This window comes from Pseudomonas farris, assembly GCF_019145235.1.
GTDB lineage: Bacteria > Pseudomonadota > Gammaproteobacteria > Pseudomonadales > Pseudomonadaceae > Aquipseudomonas > Aquipseudomonas farris.
Genome location: NZ_JAHSTV010000007.1, coordinates 367,193 through 385,262, shown reverse-complemented (window position 1 = coordinate 385,262; position 18,070 = coordinate 367,193). Strand labels below are relative to the sequence as shown.

General features: G+C 62.1%; 3 protein-coding genes (1 of these 3 only partly in view). All 3 read left to right on the top strand.

Annotated elements, in window-relative coordinates; translation table 11 throughout:
* Tightly spaced (each overlapping or abutting the next), the 3 genes in view from KVG95_RS17410 to KVG95_RS17400 form a layout consistent with a single transcriptional unit that may run on beyond the window.
* On the top strand, positions 1 to 1,305 hold the 3' end of the coding sequence (locus KVG95_RS17410) for a non-ribosomal peptide synthetase (RefSeq protein ID WP_217857306.1). It extends 11,076 nt beyond the left edge of the window; the window shows 1,305 of its 12,381 coding nt (coding positions 11,077–12,381); its start codon lies off the left edge, out of view; the stop codon is at positions 1,303 to 1,305.
* The gene (locus KVG95_RS17405; RefSeq protein ID WP_217857305.1) at positions 1,305 to 14,843 is read left to right on the top strand and encodes a non-ribosomal peptide synthase/polyketide synthase; all 13,539 of its coding nucleotides are present in this window, start codon (positions 1,305 to 1,307) and stop codon (positions 14,841 to 14,843) included. Before KVG95_RS17410 ends, KVG95_RS17405 begins: the two co-directional genes overlap by 1 nt.
* The gene (locus tag KVG95_RS17400) at positions 14,840 to 18,070 is read left to right on the top strand and encodes a non-ribosomal peptide synthetase (RefSeq protein ID WP_217857304.1); all 3,231 of its coding nucleotides are present in this window, start codon (positions 14,840 to 14,842) and stop codon (positions 18,068 to 18,070) included. Before KVG95_RS17405 ends, KVG95_RS17400 begins: the two co-directional genes overlap by 4 nt.

Below are 18,070 nucleotides of genomic sequence, written 5' to 3'. Positions count from 1 at the left end.
AATGTGCTGGCGCTGATTGACTGGTCGCAATCGGTATACAGCCGCGACGACATTCTGGGTGTGTTGGCCTCGACCTCGGTGTGCTTCGACCTGTCGGTGTGGGAGTTGTTTGTCACCTTGGCCAACGGTGGTTCGTTGATCATCGCGCGCAACGCCATGGAGTTGCCGCAATTGCTGGCTCGTGATCAAGTGCGCCTGATCAACAGCGTGCCGTCGGCGATCAATGCGCTGCAGAGCGCCGGGCAGATTCCGCCGGGTGTGCGCATCATCAACCTCGCTGGTGAGCCGCTGAAGCAGTCGCTGGTCGACGCGCTTTATGGGCAACCGACCGTGGAGCATGTCTACGATCTTTACGGCCCGTCGGAAGACACCACCTATTCCACCTGGACCCGCCGCGAGGCGGGTGGCACGGCGAACATTGGCCGGCCGCTCAAACACACCGCCAGTTACTTGCTGGATGCCGATTTGCAACCGGTGCCTTTGGGCGTGTCCTCCGAGCTGTACCTGGCCGGTGCCGGCATCACCCGGGGTTACCTGGGCCGGCCGGGCATGACGGCCGAGAAGTACGTGCCGAACCCGTTCGCCAGCAATGGCGAGCGCCTGTACCGCACCGGCGATTTGACCCGCTATCAGGCCGATGGCGTGCTCGAGTACCGAGGTCGGATCGACCATCAAGTGAAGATCCGCGGTTTCCGCATCGAACTGGGTGAAATCGAAGCGCGTCTGCTGGAGCAGCCAGCGGTCCGCGAAGTGGCGGTGCTGGCGCAGGAAGCCCTGGGCAATCAGCAACTGGTGGCCTACGTGGTCGCGCCGCAACTGGACCTCACTGCCGCCGACGATCAGCAGTCTTTGCGTGATGAACTCAAGGCACGGCTCAGGGAATCCCTGCCGGAGTTCATGGTTCCGGCGCACTTGTTGTTCCTCGCCAGCCTGCCACTGACGCCTAACGGCAAACTCGACCGCAAGGCGTTGCCGACTGTGGAGACCAGTCATTTGCAGGTGCGTTATATCGCCCCGCAGAGCGAGCGCGAGCAGCAGGTCGCGGCGATCTGGCAGCACGTACTGCAAATCGAGCGGGTCGGCTTGCTGGATAACTTTTTCGAACTGGGCGGCCACTCGTTGTTGGCCGTCAATGTGGTTTCACGCCTGCAACTGGAACTGGGCCTGAAACTGACCCCACAACTGATTTTTCAACACCCCGTACTCACGGATTTCGTCAGCAGTCTGGCAACCGCAGGTGAGCAGGTCGATACGTTGAAACTGAGCAAGCTGGACGCCCTGCTTGACGAAATGGAGGAAGCTTGATGGATACCAATGTCGCTTTGAAGATCGCCCGGCGCTTCATTACTTTGCCGCTCGACAAGCGCAGGGTCTATCTGCAGAAGATGCTCGAGGAGGGTGTTTCGCCAGCGAACTTGCCGATTCCCGAAACGCAGTCGCAGTTCGATCCGGTGCCGCTGTCCTTTGCTCAGGAACGCCAGTGGTTTCTCTGGCAGATGGACCCTGGCAGCGCCGCCTACAACATCCCCAGCGCCATGCAGTTGCAGGGCGAGCTCGACGTATCGACGCTCGAACGCGGCTTCAATACCCTGATTGCCCGTCATCAAAGCCTGCGCACCACATTCCAGCAGCAGGATGAGCGGGCGGTGCAGGTGATTCATCCGCAGATTAACCTGACCGTCGCCATGCACGAACTGGATGAAACCCCCGGTGCCCTGTCGCCAGAGGCGCAGATTCAGGCATTCGTGGCTGAACAGGCCGGGCAGCCTTTCGATCTGGTCAACGGGCCGTTGTTGCGTGTCAACCTGTTGCGCCTTGGCGCACAGGAGCACGTGCTGACCCTGACCCAGCACCACATCGCCTCGGATGGCGCATCGATGCGGGTCATGGTCGACGAGTTGCTGCAACTGTATGGCGCCTACCGCCAGGGCCAAGAACTCACTTTGCCGCCATTGTCGATCCAGTACGCCGACTATGGCATCTGGCAGCGGCACTGGATGGAAGCCGGGGAGCGCGAGCGGCAACTGGACTACTGGCAGGCGCACTTGGGCAGCGAGCATCCGGTGCTGGAATTGCCCACCGATTACCCGCGTCCGGCGGTCCAGAGCCTGCGGGGTGCCCGTCATGAACTGGCGTTGCCGACGGCACTGGGCGAGCGCTTGAGAGCCTTGGCCAAAAGCGAAAACGTCACGCTGTTCATGCTGTTGCTGGCGTCCTTCCAGACCTTGTTGCATCGCTACAGTGGCCAGGCCGACATTCGCGTCGGCGTGCCGACCGCTAACCGCAACCGGGTCGAGACCGAGCGGCTGATCGGCTTCTTCGTCAACACCCAGGTCCTCAAGACCGAATTCGATGCACAGGCCACGTTCAGCGCGTTACTGGCCCAGGTCAAGAACACGGCGATGGCCGCCCAGGCGCATCAGGACCTGCCTTTCGAACAGCTGGTCGAGGCCTTGCAGCCGGAACGCAGCCTGAGTTACAGCCCGCTTTTCCAGGTCATGTACAACCACCAGAGCACCGGCGCCACCCAAAGCCGGCAGGGCGCAGGCGAGTCAGCGTTGACGATCCGCCACTTGCATCAGCCATCGCGCACCGCGCAATTCGACCTGACCCTGGAAACATTCGACGGCCCCGAGGGCCTCGGCGCACAGCTGACCTATGCCACCGATTTGTTTGACGGCGCGACCATAGAGCGTCTGGCACGGCATTGGCAAAACCTGCTGGGCAGCATCGTTGCCGATCCGCAGCAGCGGGTGGGCGAACTGGACCTGCTCGACGAAGCCGAACAACAGCAGGTGCTGGTGGACTGGAATCGCAGCGCCGCCGAGTACCCGACCGACCGCTGCATCCATCAACTGATCGAAGCCCAGGCCCTGCGCACGCCGCAGGCCACCGCGCTGGTGTTCGCCGGGCAATCGTTGAGTTATGCACAACTCAATCGCCAGGCTAACCAGTTGGCGCATCGGCTGATCGAACTGGGTGTCGGCCCGGATCAATTGGTCGGTATCGCCATCGACCGCAGCCTGGAAATGCTCGTTGGTCTGTTGGCGATTCTAAAGGCGGGCGGTGCCTACGTGCCGCTGGACCCGCAGTACCCCGAAGACCGTCTGGCGCACATGATTGAAGACAGTGGTCTGCAATTGCTGCTGACCCAGGCGCATTTGATCGGGCAACTGCCGATTCCGGCTGACGTGCAGACCCTGTTGCTCGACCCGCAAGGCGAGCACGCTCGCAGTTACAGCGAAGCCGATCCGCAGGTAGTGATCAGCGGTGAACACCTGGCGTATGCGATTTACACCTCCGGTTCCACCGGCAAGCCCAAAGGGGTGATGGTGCGCCATCAGGCGCTGGTGAACTTTGTGGTGAGCATGGTCAAGGAGCCGGGAATTGATGCCCAAGACCGCATGCTGTCGCTGACCACGTTCTCGTTCGATATTTTCGGCCTGGAAATCTACGGTCCACTGCTCAGTGGCGCCCGTGTGGTGCTGGTGGACAAGCAGACCGCCCAGGACCCACAAGCGTTGCTGGAAATGATCCGGCAACAGGCGGTCACGGTGGTGCAGGCCACGCCGTCGACCTGGCGCATGTTGCTCGACCACGAACAGGCTCCCATCCTCCAGGGCTGCAAATTCCTCTGCGGCGGCGAAGCGCTGGCCGATGACCTGGCCCAGCGCATGCTTGGCCTGGCAGGGCAGGTCTGGAACCTTTATGGCCCGACCGAAACCACCATCTGGTCGGCGGCCTGGCAGCTGACCCGCGAGCAGCGCCAGCCGTACCTTGGCAAACCGATTGCCAATACCACGCTGTACATTTTGGGCGATGATTTGGCGCCGAACCCGGCGGGCTCCATTGGTGAACTGCTGATCGGTGGCGACGGCCTGGCCCGTGGGTATCACGACCGTGCGGCGATGACTGCCGAGCGCTTCCTGCCTGACCCATTCGGCAATGGTGCGCGGCTCTACCGCACGGGCGACCTGGCGCGCCATCGTCACGACGGCGTGCTCGAGTACACGGGGCGCATCGACCATCAAGTGAAGATCCGCGGTTTCCGCATCGAGTTGGGTGAAATCGAAGCGCGTTTGCTGGAGCAGCCAGCAGTTCGCGAAGTGGCGGTGCTGGCGCAGGAAGCCCTGGGCAGCCAGCAACTGGTGGCCTATGTGGTCGCGCCGCAACTGGACCTCAATGCCGCCGACGATCAACTGCGTATGCGTGATGAACTCAAGGCGCGGCTCAAGGAATGCCTGCCGGAATTCATGGTCCCGGCGCATGTGCTGTTCCTCGCCAGCCTGCCGCTGACCCCCAACGGCAAGCTCAATCGCAAGGCGTTACCGGCGGTGGATGCCAGCCAGTTGCAGACGCGTTACGTCGCCCCGCAGAGCGAACGGCAACAGCAAGTCGCCGCGATCTGGCAGGACGTGCTGAAGCTGGATCGCGTAGGCCTGACCGACAACTTCTTCGAGCTGGGTGGGCACTCCCTGTTGGTGACCCAAGTGGTGTCGCGGGTACGTCGGATGCTGGAGATCCAGGTGCCGTTGCGCAGCCTGTTCGAGCACAGCACCTTGGAGGATTTCGTCCAGGCACTGGGCGCCGAACCCGGCGAGCAGTCACCGGCGATGACCCGGGTCGACCGTGATCAACCGCTGGCGCTGTCCTTTGCCCAGGAGCGTCAATGGTTCCTGTGGAAAATGGACCCCGACAGCGCCGCCTACAACATTCCGACCGCACTGCGGATGCGCGGCGAGTTGGACAAAAGCGCATTGCAGCAAAGCTTCCAGGCGCTGGTGGAGCGCCACGAGAGCCTGCGTACGGCGTTCGTCGAAGAAGATGGCCGCACCTGGCAGGTGATCCGCCCGCAAGGTCGAGTGAGCTTTGTCGAACAGCGTCTGGCCGCCAGTGATGAGGCGAGTATCAAGGCCTTCGTCGAACAGGAGACGCAACGTCCGTTCGATGTGCTCGACGGTTCGTTGGTGCGCTTCGTCCTGCTGCAGGTTGGCGAACAGGATCACGTGCTGGTGCTGACCCTGCACCACATCGTCTCCGACGCCTGGTCGTTGCAGGTGATGATTGATGATCTGATGGGCCTGTACTCGGCGATCAGCCAAGGCCGGCCGGCCGAACTGCCAGCGTTGCCGGTGCAGTATGCCGACTACGCGGTCTGGCAGCGTCAATGGATGGCCGCCGGTGAACGGGATCGGCAATTGACGTACTGGACCGAAAAGCTGGGCAGCGAACAGCCGCTGCTGGAGTTGCCACTGGATCATCCGCGTCCGGCGCAGCAAAGTTTCCGCGGCGCGCGTCTGCCGATCACCCTCGACGAATCCCTGAGCAATGAGCTGAAGGCATTGGCCCGGCGCGAAAACGTCACCCTGTTCATGCTGTTGCTCGGTTCATTCCAGACCTTGCTGCATCGCTACAGTGGCCAGGCCGACATCCGCGTCGGGGTGCCCATTGCCAACCGCAACCGGCTGGAAACCGAGCGTCTGATCGGCTTCTTCGTCAACACTCAGGTGCTGCGCGCCGAGTTCGACGGCCAGATGACGGGCGCTCAATTGCTGCAACAGGTGAAGCAGACGGCCATGGCGGCGCAGATGCATCAGGACTTGCCGTTCGAGCAGTTGGTCGATGCCTTGCAACCGCAACGTAACCTGAGCCACAGCCCGCTGTTCCAGGCGATGTTCAACCACCGCAGTGAAGCGGCGTCAACGCTGGCCGAATCCTTGCCGGGCATCGATCTGGAAAACCTCAGCTGGGAGCACCGCACCGCGCAGTTCGACCTGACCCTGGACACCAGTGATAACCCACAAGGCCTGCACGCCTCGCTGACCTACGCCACCGATGTGTTCGAGCCATCGACCATCAAGCGCATGGGTCGGCACTGGCTGAATCTGCTGCGGGGCCTGGTCGAGGACATCAACCGGCCGGTCGGGCAATTGGCAGTGCTTGATGACCAGGAGCGGCAACTGACGGTTGTCGACTGGAACGCCACCGCTGTCGACTACCCGTTGAGCCGCAGCGTGCATGACCTGATCGAAGAACAGGTCGGTAAAACCCCGAATGCGTGTGCGCTGGTGTTTGCTGAACAACATTTGAGCTACGCGGAGCTCAATGGCCGAGCCAATCAACTGGCTCACGTGCTGATTGAGCAGGGCGTCGGCCCGGATGTGCTAGTGGGCATCGCGGTCGAGCGGTCGGTGGAAATGGTCGTGGGCTTGTTGGCGATCCTCAAGGCGGGCGGTGCTTATTTGCCGTTGGACCCGGAGTACCCGCAGGAACGCCTGGCCTACATGTTTGAAGACAGCGGCATTCAGCTGTTGCTGACCCAGAGCCACTTGCTTGAGCAATTGCCGATCCCGGCAGGCATTCGCAGCCTGGTGCTGGATCAGGACGGCGATTGGCTGGAAGGGCACAGCGATTCCAACCCAAGCGTCGACCTTGAAGGTGAAAACCTCGCTTACGTGATCTACACCTCGGGCTCCACCGGCAAACCGAAAGGGGCGGGCAACCGTCATTCGGCGCTGGTCAATCGTCTGTGCTGGATGCAACAAGCCTATCGGCTCGACAACACGGACAGCGTGCTGCAAAAGACGCCGTTCAGTTTCGACGTCTCTGTCTGGGAATTCTTCTGGCCGCTGTTGACCGGCTCGACACTGGTAGTGGCCGCGCCGGGTATTCATCGTGATCCGGCGCAGTTGATCGAACTGATCACCGCGCAACAGATCACCACGCTGCACTTCGTGCCTTCGATGTTGCAGGCGTTCCTGCAAGACCCTTCGGTGGGCAAGTGCACCAGCCTGACCCGGATCGTGTGCAGTGGCGAAGCCCTGCAAGTGGATGCGCAGCAGCAAGTGTTTGCCAAGCTGCCCAATGCCGGGCTGTACAACCTCTACGGCCCGACCGAAGCGGCCATCGACGTTACGCACTGGACGTGCATCGAGGAAGGTCGCGACAGCGTGCCGATCGGCCAGCCGATCGCCAACCTGGGCACTTACATTCTCGATCACGAGTTGTCGCCGGTACCGGTGGGTGTGATCGGTGAGTTGTACTTGGGCGGCGAAGGCCTGGCCCGGGGTTATCACCGCCGTGCAGCACTGACCGCCGAGCGGTTTGTCACCAGTGCCTTCGGCGACGGCCAGCGTCTGTACCGCACCGGTGACCTGGCGCGTTATCGTGCCGACGGGGTGATCGAGTACGCCGGGCGCATGGACCATCAGGTGAAAATCCGTGGCCTGCGCATCGAATTGGGCGAGATCGAAGCGCGCCTGGCCGAACACGACGAAGTCCGTGAAACGGTGGTCATCACCCAGGACGGCACGCTGTTGGTGGCGTATGTGGTGCCGGCCCGCGACGCACTGCTGCACGCCGACGATGACGTTCGCAACGCCGTGCAGCGCAGCCTCAAGGAATACTTGAGCCAGACCTTGCCGGATTACATGGTCCCGCAGCATTGGCTGTGGCTGGAGAAAATGCCGGTCAGCCCCAACGGCAAACTGGAACGCAAGGCGTTGCCAAAGGCTGACACGACCACCAGCAGCAAGGCTTACGCCGCACCGACCACTGCCACCGAACAGGCGTTGGTGGAGATCTGGCAAAGCGTGCTGGGTCGGCCGCAGGTGGGTATCAGCGACAACTTCTTCGAGCTGGGTGGCGATTCGATCATCTCGATTCAAGTGGTCAGCCGGGCGCGTCAGGCAGGGATCCATTTCAGCCCCAAAGATTTGTTCCTGCACCAGAACGTGCAAAGCCTCGCGGCGGTGGCGACTGTCGGCGACAGCGGGTTGAGCATCGACCAGGGCCCGGTCACCGGCGACACGCCATTGCTGCCATTTCAGCAGTTGTTCTTTGAGCGCGAGATGGCCGAGCCGCACCACTGGAACCAGTCGGTGCTGCTCAACTCCGCCAAACCGTTGCATGCCCAACACCTGGAGCGTGCGTTGCAGGCACTGATCACGCATCACGACGCGTTGCGTCTGGCCTTCATCCGTCAGGGCAACCGCTGGACCGCGCAGCATCGTTCGCTGGCTGAGCAACAGGTGCTCTGGCAACAGTCGCCTTTGCTGTGGACCGCCGAGATCGCCGATCCGGCGGCGCTCGAGCAGTTGGGCGAGCAGGCCCAGCGCAGCCTCGACCTGGCGAGCGGCAATCTGCTGCGCGCCGTGCTGGCGAACATGGCCGATGGCAGCCAGCGTCTGTTGCTGGTGATCCACCATCTGGTCGTCGACGGCGTGTCCTGGCGCATTCTGCTCGAAGACCTGCAACAGGCTTACGAGCAGTTGCAGGCCGGCGAAGCGCTCAAATTGCAGGCCAAGACCAGCGCCACCCAGGCCTGGGCGCGGCGCTTGCAACAACATGCCGACAGTGCGGTGATGCAGGCTCAGCTGACGTTCTGGCAAGGGCAATTGCAGGATTCGCGCAATGACTTGCCTTGCGATCGACCACAGGGCGAGTTGCACAATCGTCACGCCTTGCATGTGCAGACCCGTCTGGACAAAGAGCAGACCCGCCAGCTGTTGCAGGAGGCGCCGGCGGCCTATCGCACACAGGTTAACGATCTGTTGCTGACGGCGCTGGCGCGGGTGATCGCTGACTGGACGGGCGATGCATCGGCCTTGATCCAGCTCGAGGGCCATGGTCGCGAAGCGTTGTTCGAAGAACTCGACTTGAGCCGCAGCGTAGGCTGGTTCACCAGTCTGTTCCCGGTCAGGCTGACCCCGGCGGCGACTGCGCAGGACTCGATCAAGGCGATCAAAGAGCAACTGCGGGCGATCCCCGATAAAGGCCTGGGCTTTGGCGCGCTGCGCTATCTGGGCAATGACAGCACCCGACAGGTGCTGCAAGCCTTGCCCGTGCCGCGCATTACCTTCAACTACCTGGGCCAGTTCGATGCCGGGTTTGGCGACGAGGCGGGCGCACTGTTCACCCCGGCCAGCGAATCGGCGGGCGCGCAGCAAAGTCCGCTGGCGTCTCTGGACAATTGGCTGACCCTCAATGGTCGGGTGTATGGCGGCGAATTGAGTATCGGCTGGACATTCAGCGGGCAGATGTTCGATCAGTCGACCATTGCGCGGTTGGCGGATGCTTATGCGCGGGAACTGGGGATCTTGATCGAGCACTGCTGTCAGGCTCGGCACCAGGGGTTGACACCGTCGGACTTCCCGCTGGCCGGGTTGACGCAAATCCAGCTCGATTCGTTGCCCGTGGCGCCACGCCAGGTCGAAGACATTTACCCGTTGTCACCGATGCAGCAAGGCATGTTGTTCCACACCCTCTACGAGCAGCAGGCCGGCGATTACATCAATCAGCTGTGCGTGGGCGTCGAAGGTTTGCAGGTCGAGCGTTTCCGCGACGCTTGGCAAGCGGCACTGGATGCGCACGATGTGCTGCGCAGCAGTTTTGTCTGGGACGGCGAATTGCAGCGGCCACAGCAAGTGATCCACAAACGCTTGCCAGTGCCGTTCACCTTTCATGACTGGCGTGGGCAGAACGACCTGCCCCAAGCGCTCGAGGCACTGGCTCATGCACAACGGCAACAGGGCTTCGACCTGCATGAGGCGCCTCTGCTGCGCCTGGTGGTGGTACAAGTCGCCGCCGAACGCTTTCAGCTGATTTACACCAGCCACCACATTCTGATGGATGGCTGGAGCAACTCGCAGCTGCTGGGCGAAGTGCTGCAACGCTACAGCGGCCAGGCACCGGCGATCGCGGCGGGTCGTTATCGGGATTACATCCAGTGGTTGGGGCAACAGGACGCGCAGGTCGCCGAGCACTTCTGGAAGGACCAACTGGCGAACTACGAAGCACCGACCCGTCTGGCCGACGCGCTGGTTTACCGTGGCAACCAGGCTGGCATCGATACGCAGGGTGAGCATTTCCTGACCCTGGACGCCGCTGTCACCGATGACCTCAACACCTTTGCCCGGGGACAGAAAGTCACCGTCAACACCCTGGTTCAGGCTGCCTGGTTGCTGTTGTTGCAGCGTTACACCGGGCAGGACACCGTCAGTTTCGGCGCCACGGTTTCTGGTCGTCCGGCGCAGCTGAGTGGGGTAGAACAGCAGATCGGTCTGTTCATCAACACCTTGCCGGTCATCGCCAGCCCCCGTGCCGAACAACCGTTGGCGCAGTGGTTGCAGCAGGTGCAGGCGCAGAATCTGTTATTGCGTGAGCAGGAACATACGCCGCTGTTCGACATTCAGCGCTGGGCCGGGCAGAGCGGTGAAGCCCTGTTCGACAACATTCTGGTGTTCGAGAACTACCCGATCGCCGAAGCCCTGCAACAGGGCGCGCCGCAAGACCTGCGCTTCGGCGAGGTGGCCAGGCATGAGCAAACCAACTACCCGTTGACGCTGGCGGTGAGCCTGGACAGCCGATTGACGGTGCATTTCAGCTATCAGCACAGCCGTTTTGCCGCGGCCACCGTGGCGACACTGGCCGCCCAGTTGCAGCACCTGTTGATCCATATGAGCGCCAGCGCCGAGCGTTGTCTCGGCGAGTTGGCGTTGCTGGACGAAGCCGAACAGCAATGGGTACTGCGCGACTGGAACCGCACCGAAGCCTGTGGCGTCGAGGATCTGTGCATTCAGCAGATGATCGATCGTCAGGTCTTTGTGCAGCCGCAAGCGTTGGCCGTGACCTTCGGCAACCAGCAGCTGACGTATGCCGACATCGATGCGCGGGCCAATCGTCTGGCCCACAAGCTGATCGAATGCGGTGTCGGCCCGGAAGTCCGTGTTGGCGTGGCGATGCAGCGTTCCGACAACTTGCTGGTGGCGCTGCTGGCGGTGCTCAAGGCCGGTGGCGCCTATGTGCCGCTGGACCCGGATTATCCGGCCGATCGCGTGGCCTACATGCTTGAGGACAGCCGTGCCCTGGTGCTGCTGACCGAACAGGCGGTGGCGACGACGCTGGCCACAGGCGCTGATACTCAGGTGCTGCTGCTCGATCAGCTCGAAGCGCCACTGGCGGCTTATCCGCACCACGCGCCGGTGACCGCGGTGACGCCGGACAACCTGGCCTACGTGATCTACACCTCCGGTTCCACCGGCAAGCCCAAAGGCGTGGCGATTACCCATCGCAATGTGCTGGCGCTGATGGACTGGTCGCGGTCGGTGTACAGCCGCGACGACATTCAAGGGGTATTGGCCTCGACGTCGGTGTGCTTCGACCTGTCGGTGTGGGAGCTGTTTGTCACCCTGGCCAACGGCGGTTCGCTGATCATCGCCCGCAATGCCCTGGAACTGCCGCACTTGCCGGCGCGGGAGCAGGTACGCCTGATCAACACCGTGCCGTCGGCCATTGCCGCATTGCAGGATGCCGGGCACATACCGTCAGGCGTGCGCATCATCAACCTGGCCGGTGAGCCACTGAAGCAGAGTCTGGTGGAGACGTTGTACCAACAAGCGAGCATCGAACATGTCTACGACCTGTATGGCCCCTCGGAAGACACCACCTATTCCACCTGGAGTCGCCGCGAAGCCGGCGGCACGGCGAACATCGGTCGGCCGCTCAAAGGCACCGCCAGCTACCTGCTGGGGGCCGATCTGCAACCGGCGCCGCTGGGCGCATCGGCCGAGTTGTACCTGGCCGGTGCCGGCATCACTCGCGGTTATCTGGGGCGCCCGGCGATGACCGCCGAGAAGTTCGTGCCGAACCCGTTTGCCAGCAACGGCGAACGTTTGTACCGCACCGGTGACCTGGCCCGCTATCAGGCCGACGGCACATTGCAATACGCCGGGCGTATCGACCATCAAGTGAAAGTGCGTGGCTTCCGTATCGAGCTGGGCGAGATCGAAGCCCGTCTGCTTCAGGCGCCGAGCGTGCGACAAGCGCTGGTCGTGGCGCATCCGGGCGCATTGGGCCAGCAGTTGGTCGCCTACGTAGTGTTCGATGACCCGGCGCTGGCGCTTGGCGAGGCCTCGGCACAGGCCGTACTGCGCGAAGAACTCAAAGCACGACTTAAGGCTCATCTCAAGGAAAGCCTGCCGGATTACATGGTGCCGGCGCATGTGCTGTTCCTCGAAAGCCTGCCACTGACGCCCAATGGCAAGATCGATCGCAAGGCGTTGCCGAGCATTGATGTCAGCGCATCGTCTCGGGACTTTGTCGCACCGGTCGGCGAACTCGAAGAACAGATTGCGACGGTCTGGCAGAACGTGCTGGAACTCGAGCGGGTCGGTCGCGAGGATCACTTCTTCGAGTTGGGCGGGCATTCCCTGCTGGCGACTCAGGCGGTTTCACGGTTGCGCAAACTTTCGGCGCATCCGCTGAGCTTGCGTGACCTGTTCAACCATCCACGCCTCAAGGAACTGGCGATCTGGATGCGCCAGCAGCAGGACGCGCCAACGACGGGCACGGGCGCTGGTTCCGTGGCGCTCAAGGCCCATGGCGCCAAGGACAGCGCACCGTTGTCGTTGGTGCAGCGCCGTCTGTGGATCGCCGAGCAGTTGTCCGGCGGCACGTCGACCTACGGCATGCCGATGGCCCTGCGCTTGCGCGGCGAGCTGTCGATCGAGCGACTATTGAGTAGCTTTGCCGAGGTGGTGCGCCGCCACGAAGTGCTGCGCACCGCCTATACGCAGGACGACGAGGGCGACCCAATTGCGCTGATCGCCGAGCATGTCGAGCTGGACTTCCCGGTGATCGACCTGTCCGGGCTGTCGCGCAGTGCTCAGGAAGAACAGGTGGCGCAAACGGCACTGGATAACGCGCGCACACCGATCGACCTGGAACAGGCACCGCTGTTGCGTGGGCGAATCCTGCACCTGGGGCCGACCGAACATGTGTTGCTGTACGCCATGCACCACATCATTTCCGATGGTTGGTCGATGGGGGTTTTGATTAATGAATTGGTGCAAGTTTACGACAGCTACGACCGTGCCGAGGACGGCGACCTGACGCCACTGCCGGCGCTGGAGGTGCAGTATTCCGACTTCGCACTCTGGCAGCAGGCGCTTGAGCAGCAAGGGGTTCTGGGGCAACAGGCCGAGTACTGGAAAGACCGGCTCGCCGGTTACAGCGGGCAGCTGATGCTGCCACTGGATAACCCGCGCGGCCTGACGCCGTCCTATGAGGGCGACGCGGTGCAGTTCCGGCTTACCACCGGTTTGAGCCGCGCACTGCGCAAGCTATCCATGGACGCAGGCGTCACGTTGTACAGCACGCTGCTGGCATCGTTCCAGGTGCTGCTGCACCAGGTCAGTGGTGGTGCCGATGTGCTGGTCGGCGCCGATGTCGCCGGGCGTGAGCAGCCGGAGCTTGAGCGGCTGATCGGTTTCTTCGTCAACGTGCTGCCGCTGCGTTCGCGGTTCGAGGCCGGCGCCGAGTTCTCGAACTTCCTCGCGCAGACCCAGGAAACCCTGCTCAGCGCCCTGGAGCATCAGGACCTGCCGTTCGACATGATCGTCGACGCCTCGGGCGTACCGCGACACAAGGGCATGAACCCGTTGGTGCAGGTGTTGTTCGTGATGAACAACCTGCCGGGACGCGTCCAGGCCATGGGCGGTTTGAGCGTGGAAGCGCTGCCGGCGCTCGAGACCCATTCTAAATTCGACATGGCATTGTTCGTTGACGATGAAGAAGGGCAATTGCTGGGGACTTGGCAATTCGCCACAACCTTGTTCGGACATGAGCGCATTCAGTACCTGGTCAAGGCCTGGATAGCCCTGTTGGAACAGATCGTCGCTGATCAGGACATTCAATTGGGAGCTCTCAGTATGCCTGTCGACAACCGCGCGGTGGCTGCTATGCCTGCCGCCGCCCCGGGACCCAAGGCCGACAAACTCGGCAAATTCCTCAAGCGTTCCGCGACTCCGGTCGCCAAAGTCCGGCCGTCGCCGCTGCGTGAATCCCTGCTGGTTGCACCGCAGCGGTTTCCGTTGCTGCTGGAGCCGAACGAGCCGCACCTGGATGTGATCGAGTGGATCAACCACAACCGGTCATTGATCGAACAGAAACTGGCCGAGCACGCCGGCATTCTGTTCCGCGGCTTCGAACTGGACGGTATTCAGGGCTTTGAAGCCTTTGCCGAAGCGATCCAGCCGGGGCTCTATGGCCAGTATGGCGACCTGCCGAAAAAGGAGGGCGGCAAGAACACCTACCGCTCCACGCCGTACCCGGAACGCAAGATGATCCTGTTCCACAACGAGAGTTCGCATCAGGATCGCTGGCCGCGCAAGCAGATGTTCTATTGCGAGCAGGCGGCGCCCGTGGGCGGTGCGACGCCGGTGGTCGATTGCCGGTTGATGTACGAAAAACTGCCGGCGGACCTGCGTGAAAAGTTCGAAAACAAGGGCTTGCTCTACGTACGCACGTTCACCGACAAGCTCGACGTGTCCTGGCAGCACTTCTTCAAGACCGAAGATCGCGCCGAGGTCGAGGCCCGTTGCCGTGCCGGTGGTATCGAATGGCGCTGGCTCGACAACGATGAGTTGCAAACCCGTACTCCGGGGCCGGCGATCATCCGTCACCCGATCACCGGCGAGAAGTCGTTCTTCAATCAGGTGCAGTTGCACCACATCTATTGGCTGGAGCCGGATGTGCGTGAAGACCTGCTGTCGATGTTCGGCCTGGAGCGGATGCCGCGTCATGTCTATTACGGCGATGGCTCGCCGATCGAAGACGAGGTGATGCAGCGCATCGGTGAGTTGTACGAGGAATGCGCGGTGCGTTTCGACTGGCAAAAAGGCGATGCGATCCTGCTGGACAACATGCTTGTGGCTCACGCCCGTGACCCGTTCGAAGGCCCGCGCAAGATCGTCGTCGCCATGGGCGACATGTTCGACCGCAGTGCCCTTGAAAGCGCACAGACCGCCCAAGGCGCCATGAACACCGAGGAAACCGGAGCATGAATGAGGTATCGATGGACGCGCAGGACCTGGGTTTCGCCCTGACTCCCGAGCAGCAGGGGTTGCTCGAGCAACTGCCCAAGGCCCCGGCCTGCAGTGATGCGCTGCATTTGCTGGGAGTGGACATTACCGGTGCGCTTGACCCGCAGCGTCTGCAAGCGGCGCTGGATGCGCTGTTGGCGCAGCAACCGATGCTGGTGCCGCGCCTGGCCAAGGCGCCGGGCTTCCATGGTCTGCGCCAGTTCGCCGGGGGGGCCGGGCGCTTCCCGTTGACGGTGCAGACACGCCTGGAAACGGCGGTCGAAATCCACGCTCAACTCGCCGAATGGGCGGCACGATCGTTTGTCGTCGGTGAGTCGGAGAGCGCTCAGGCGATGCTCTATCACCAGGCGGACAATCACTGGACCCTGGTGCTCGGCGTTGCCCGGCACTGCATCGATGAAAGCGGCTTGCGGCTGATTTATCAGCAACTGTTGCGGGAGTATGAGCAGGGGCTGGCCGAGGCTGATGACGAGACCGGGGAATTCACCCAGTACCTGGAATGGCGCAGCGAAGTGGTGCTCGACGAGGATGCGGCCAGTGCCCGGACTTACTGGCAGCAGCACCTGCAAGGCGCGGATGTCGACCTGTCCACCCCATGGCTGGGCTACCGGGCCGCAACCGCCCAGGCATCGTCCGCTACAGCGCTGTTGACGACCACGCTTGAGCCCACGCTGCATAACGCGCTGCAGCAGTTGGCAGGCTCGCTGGCGCAACCGCTGAGCGTCGTGATGCAAGCCGTCTGGTGGTTGCTGTTGGGGCGTCTGGGCGGGAACGAACAGATACTGGTCGGGGTGCGGCACGACAGTCGCGACGACTATGAGTATTTCTGCGACGCCGTGGGCGTTTTCGAGAAAACCCTGCCGCTGCATTTGTCGATGGCGGCACGTACTTCGTTCAGCGCCTGGGTCGGTGAACTGGCAGCACGCCTGGATGAACACCGCACCTGGCAGGAATACTGGTTGCCGGAACTCGCATCCGAGGCGGCCAGACCGGCCTATGGTTTCGTAATCTGGCGCGCACCGCAGCCCCAGACTTCAAGCGCGCTGCAGTGGACACCCGTGCAGCGTCCCGTTGCTCGGGAAACTCAATTTGAACTGATGCTACAATTCGAACCGGGCGAATCGGGCCGCCTGCATCTTCACTACGCCACGCAGCGTTATTCGCTGACGGCTGTCGAAGGGCTGATGACGCAGTTCAGCGTATTGCTGGCGAGCATCGTGGCCAATCCTCAAGCCGAGCCGGGGCAACTGGCATTGCTGGGGGCCGCCGAGCAACAACGCTTGCTGGCAATCAACCCGCCACCTCGGCCGCTGGTGGATGGCCGATACTTGCCACAGCGCATTGCCGATTGGGCGCATGCCACACCGGACACTGTCGCACTGACCGACGCGCAGCAACACCTGAGCTACGGGCAATTGCAGGCCAATGTCGACGTGTTGGCCAAGGCTTTGAAAGCCCAGGGCCTGGCCCGAGGTTCGATCGTCGCGTTGGCGTTGCCGCGCTCGGCCGATCTGGTGGTGGCGATGCTGGCGGCCTGGCGTGTCGGTGCGGCGTATCTGCCGCTGGACCCGCAATGGCCGATGGCGCGTCAGGCGTTGATGCTGGAGCAGGCCGGGGCCGCTTTGCTGCTGGTGGATGCCGCGCAGATTGATCAGTGGCACGGTCATTCGTTGAGCGTCTCCACACTGAATCAATTGTGCCAATCGACGGACCTGTCGGCACCGGTCATCGAATTCGATACCCAGGGCAGCGATGCGGCCTATGTGCTGTTCACTTCAGGCTCCACCGGTGTACCCAAAGGCGTAGTGATCGAACATCAACAATTGCTCAATTACACCGCTCATGCCAGTCAGGCCCTGGGGCTTAATCAGTGTAAACACGTTGGCTTCTCGTCTACCGTGGCGGCAGACTTGGGTAACACCGCATTGTTTGGTGCCCTGTTCAACGGTGCGACGCTGCATGTGGCCAGTGACGAGCAGATGCAGGACGGCCGGTTGTTCGCCGATTACTTGAAACAGCAGGCTATCGATTGCCTGAAGATCGTTCCGTCGCACCTTGCCGCGCTGCTCGACAGCGACAGTCCGCTACTGCCGTCTACGCTGATTCTCGGTGGCGAACCGATCGCCCCAACGCTGCTTGAGCGTATCGCTCAGTTGCGCAGCGATTGCCGGGTGTTCAACCACTACGGCCCGACGGAAGCGACGGTGGGTGTGCTGATCCATCCGCTGTTGCTGGACGGTGGAATTCAAGAGACTGCCGCCCTCAGCCAGGTGCTGGGTAACAATCAGGTGTATGTCCTTGACGACCACTTGCAACTGGCCCCGGTCGGGATGTTGGGCGAACTGTACCTGGGTGGCGCGCAATTATGCCGTGGTTACATCAATGCCGAGGCCGATGCGCAGGTGTTCATTCAGAGCCCGTTCAATCCTCAGGAACGTCTGTATCGCACCGGAGATCTGGCGCGTTATCGCCCGGATTTGGCGATTCAGTTGCACGGTCGGCGCGATCAACAAATCAAGGTGCGTGGTTTCCGTATCGAACTGGTGGAGATCGAAGCTGAACTGCTGCGCCTGCCTCAGGTGGCTGAAGCACTGGTGTTGCCAGGCGCTACAGCTGAACAGGGGATGCAGGCATTCGTCGTGCCTCATCAGCCACCTTCGCCGGCCTTGCTTGAGGTCGTTCGCAGCGAACTGGCCCAGCGCCTGCCCGCCGTGATGCTGCCGCAGCACGTGCAGTTCATCGAGCGTTTTCCACGGCTGGCCAATGGCAAGATCGACCGCAAGACGTTGCAGCAACTCAGCGCAAGCCTGGTTGACGAAGAATGTCTGGCGCCACGGGATGCGCTCGAGCAATTGCTCGCGGCACGCATGGCGCAGCTGCTGGGTGTTGAGCGTTTGGGCATTGATCGGGATTTCTTCGCCGCCGGTGGCCATTCGTTGTTGGTGATCAAACTGGTGGCCGGTATTCGCAAGTTGTTGCAGTGCGAAATCCATCCCGGTGTGGTGTTTGATCATCCGACCGTGGCGGGTTTGGCATTGGTGTTGCGATCTCGGGAAAGCAGCCCCGGTCAACTGGAGAAACTGGCCCGGACACGGTTGCGCCTGGACAGCATGAGCCCGGAAGAAAAAGCCTTGTTGACGGAAAAAGCCCGGCAACTGCAAAACGCCAAGGCTGCACAGAACAGCTGA

Bases quoted from the DNA above. Each gene is read 5' to 3' on its own strand.
- KVG95_RS17405 (WP_217857305.1), top strand. From the start codon at position 1,305: ATGGATACCAATGTCGCTTTGAAGATCGCCCGGCGCTTCATTACTTTG.
- KVG95_RS17400 (WP_217857304.1), top strand. From the start codon at position 14,840: ATGAATGAGGTATCGATGGACGCGCAGGACCTGGGTTTCGCCCTGACT.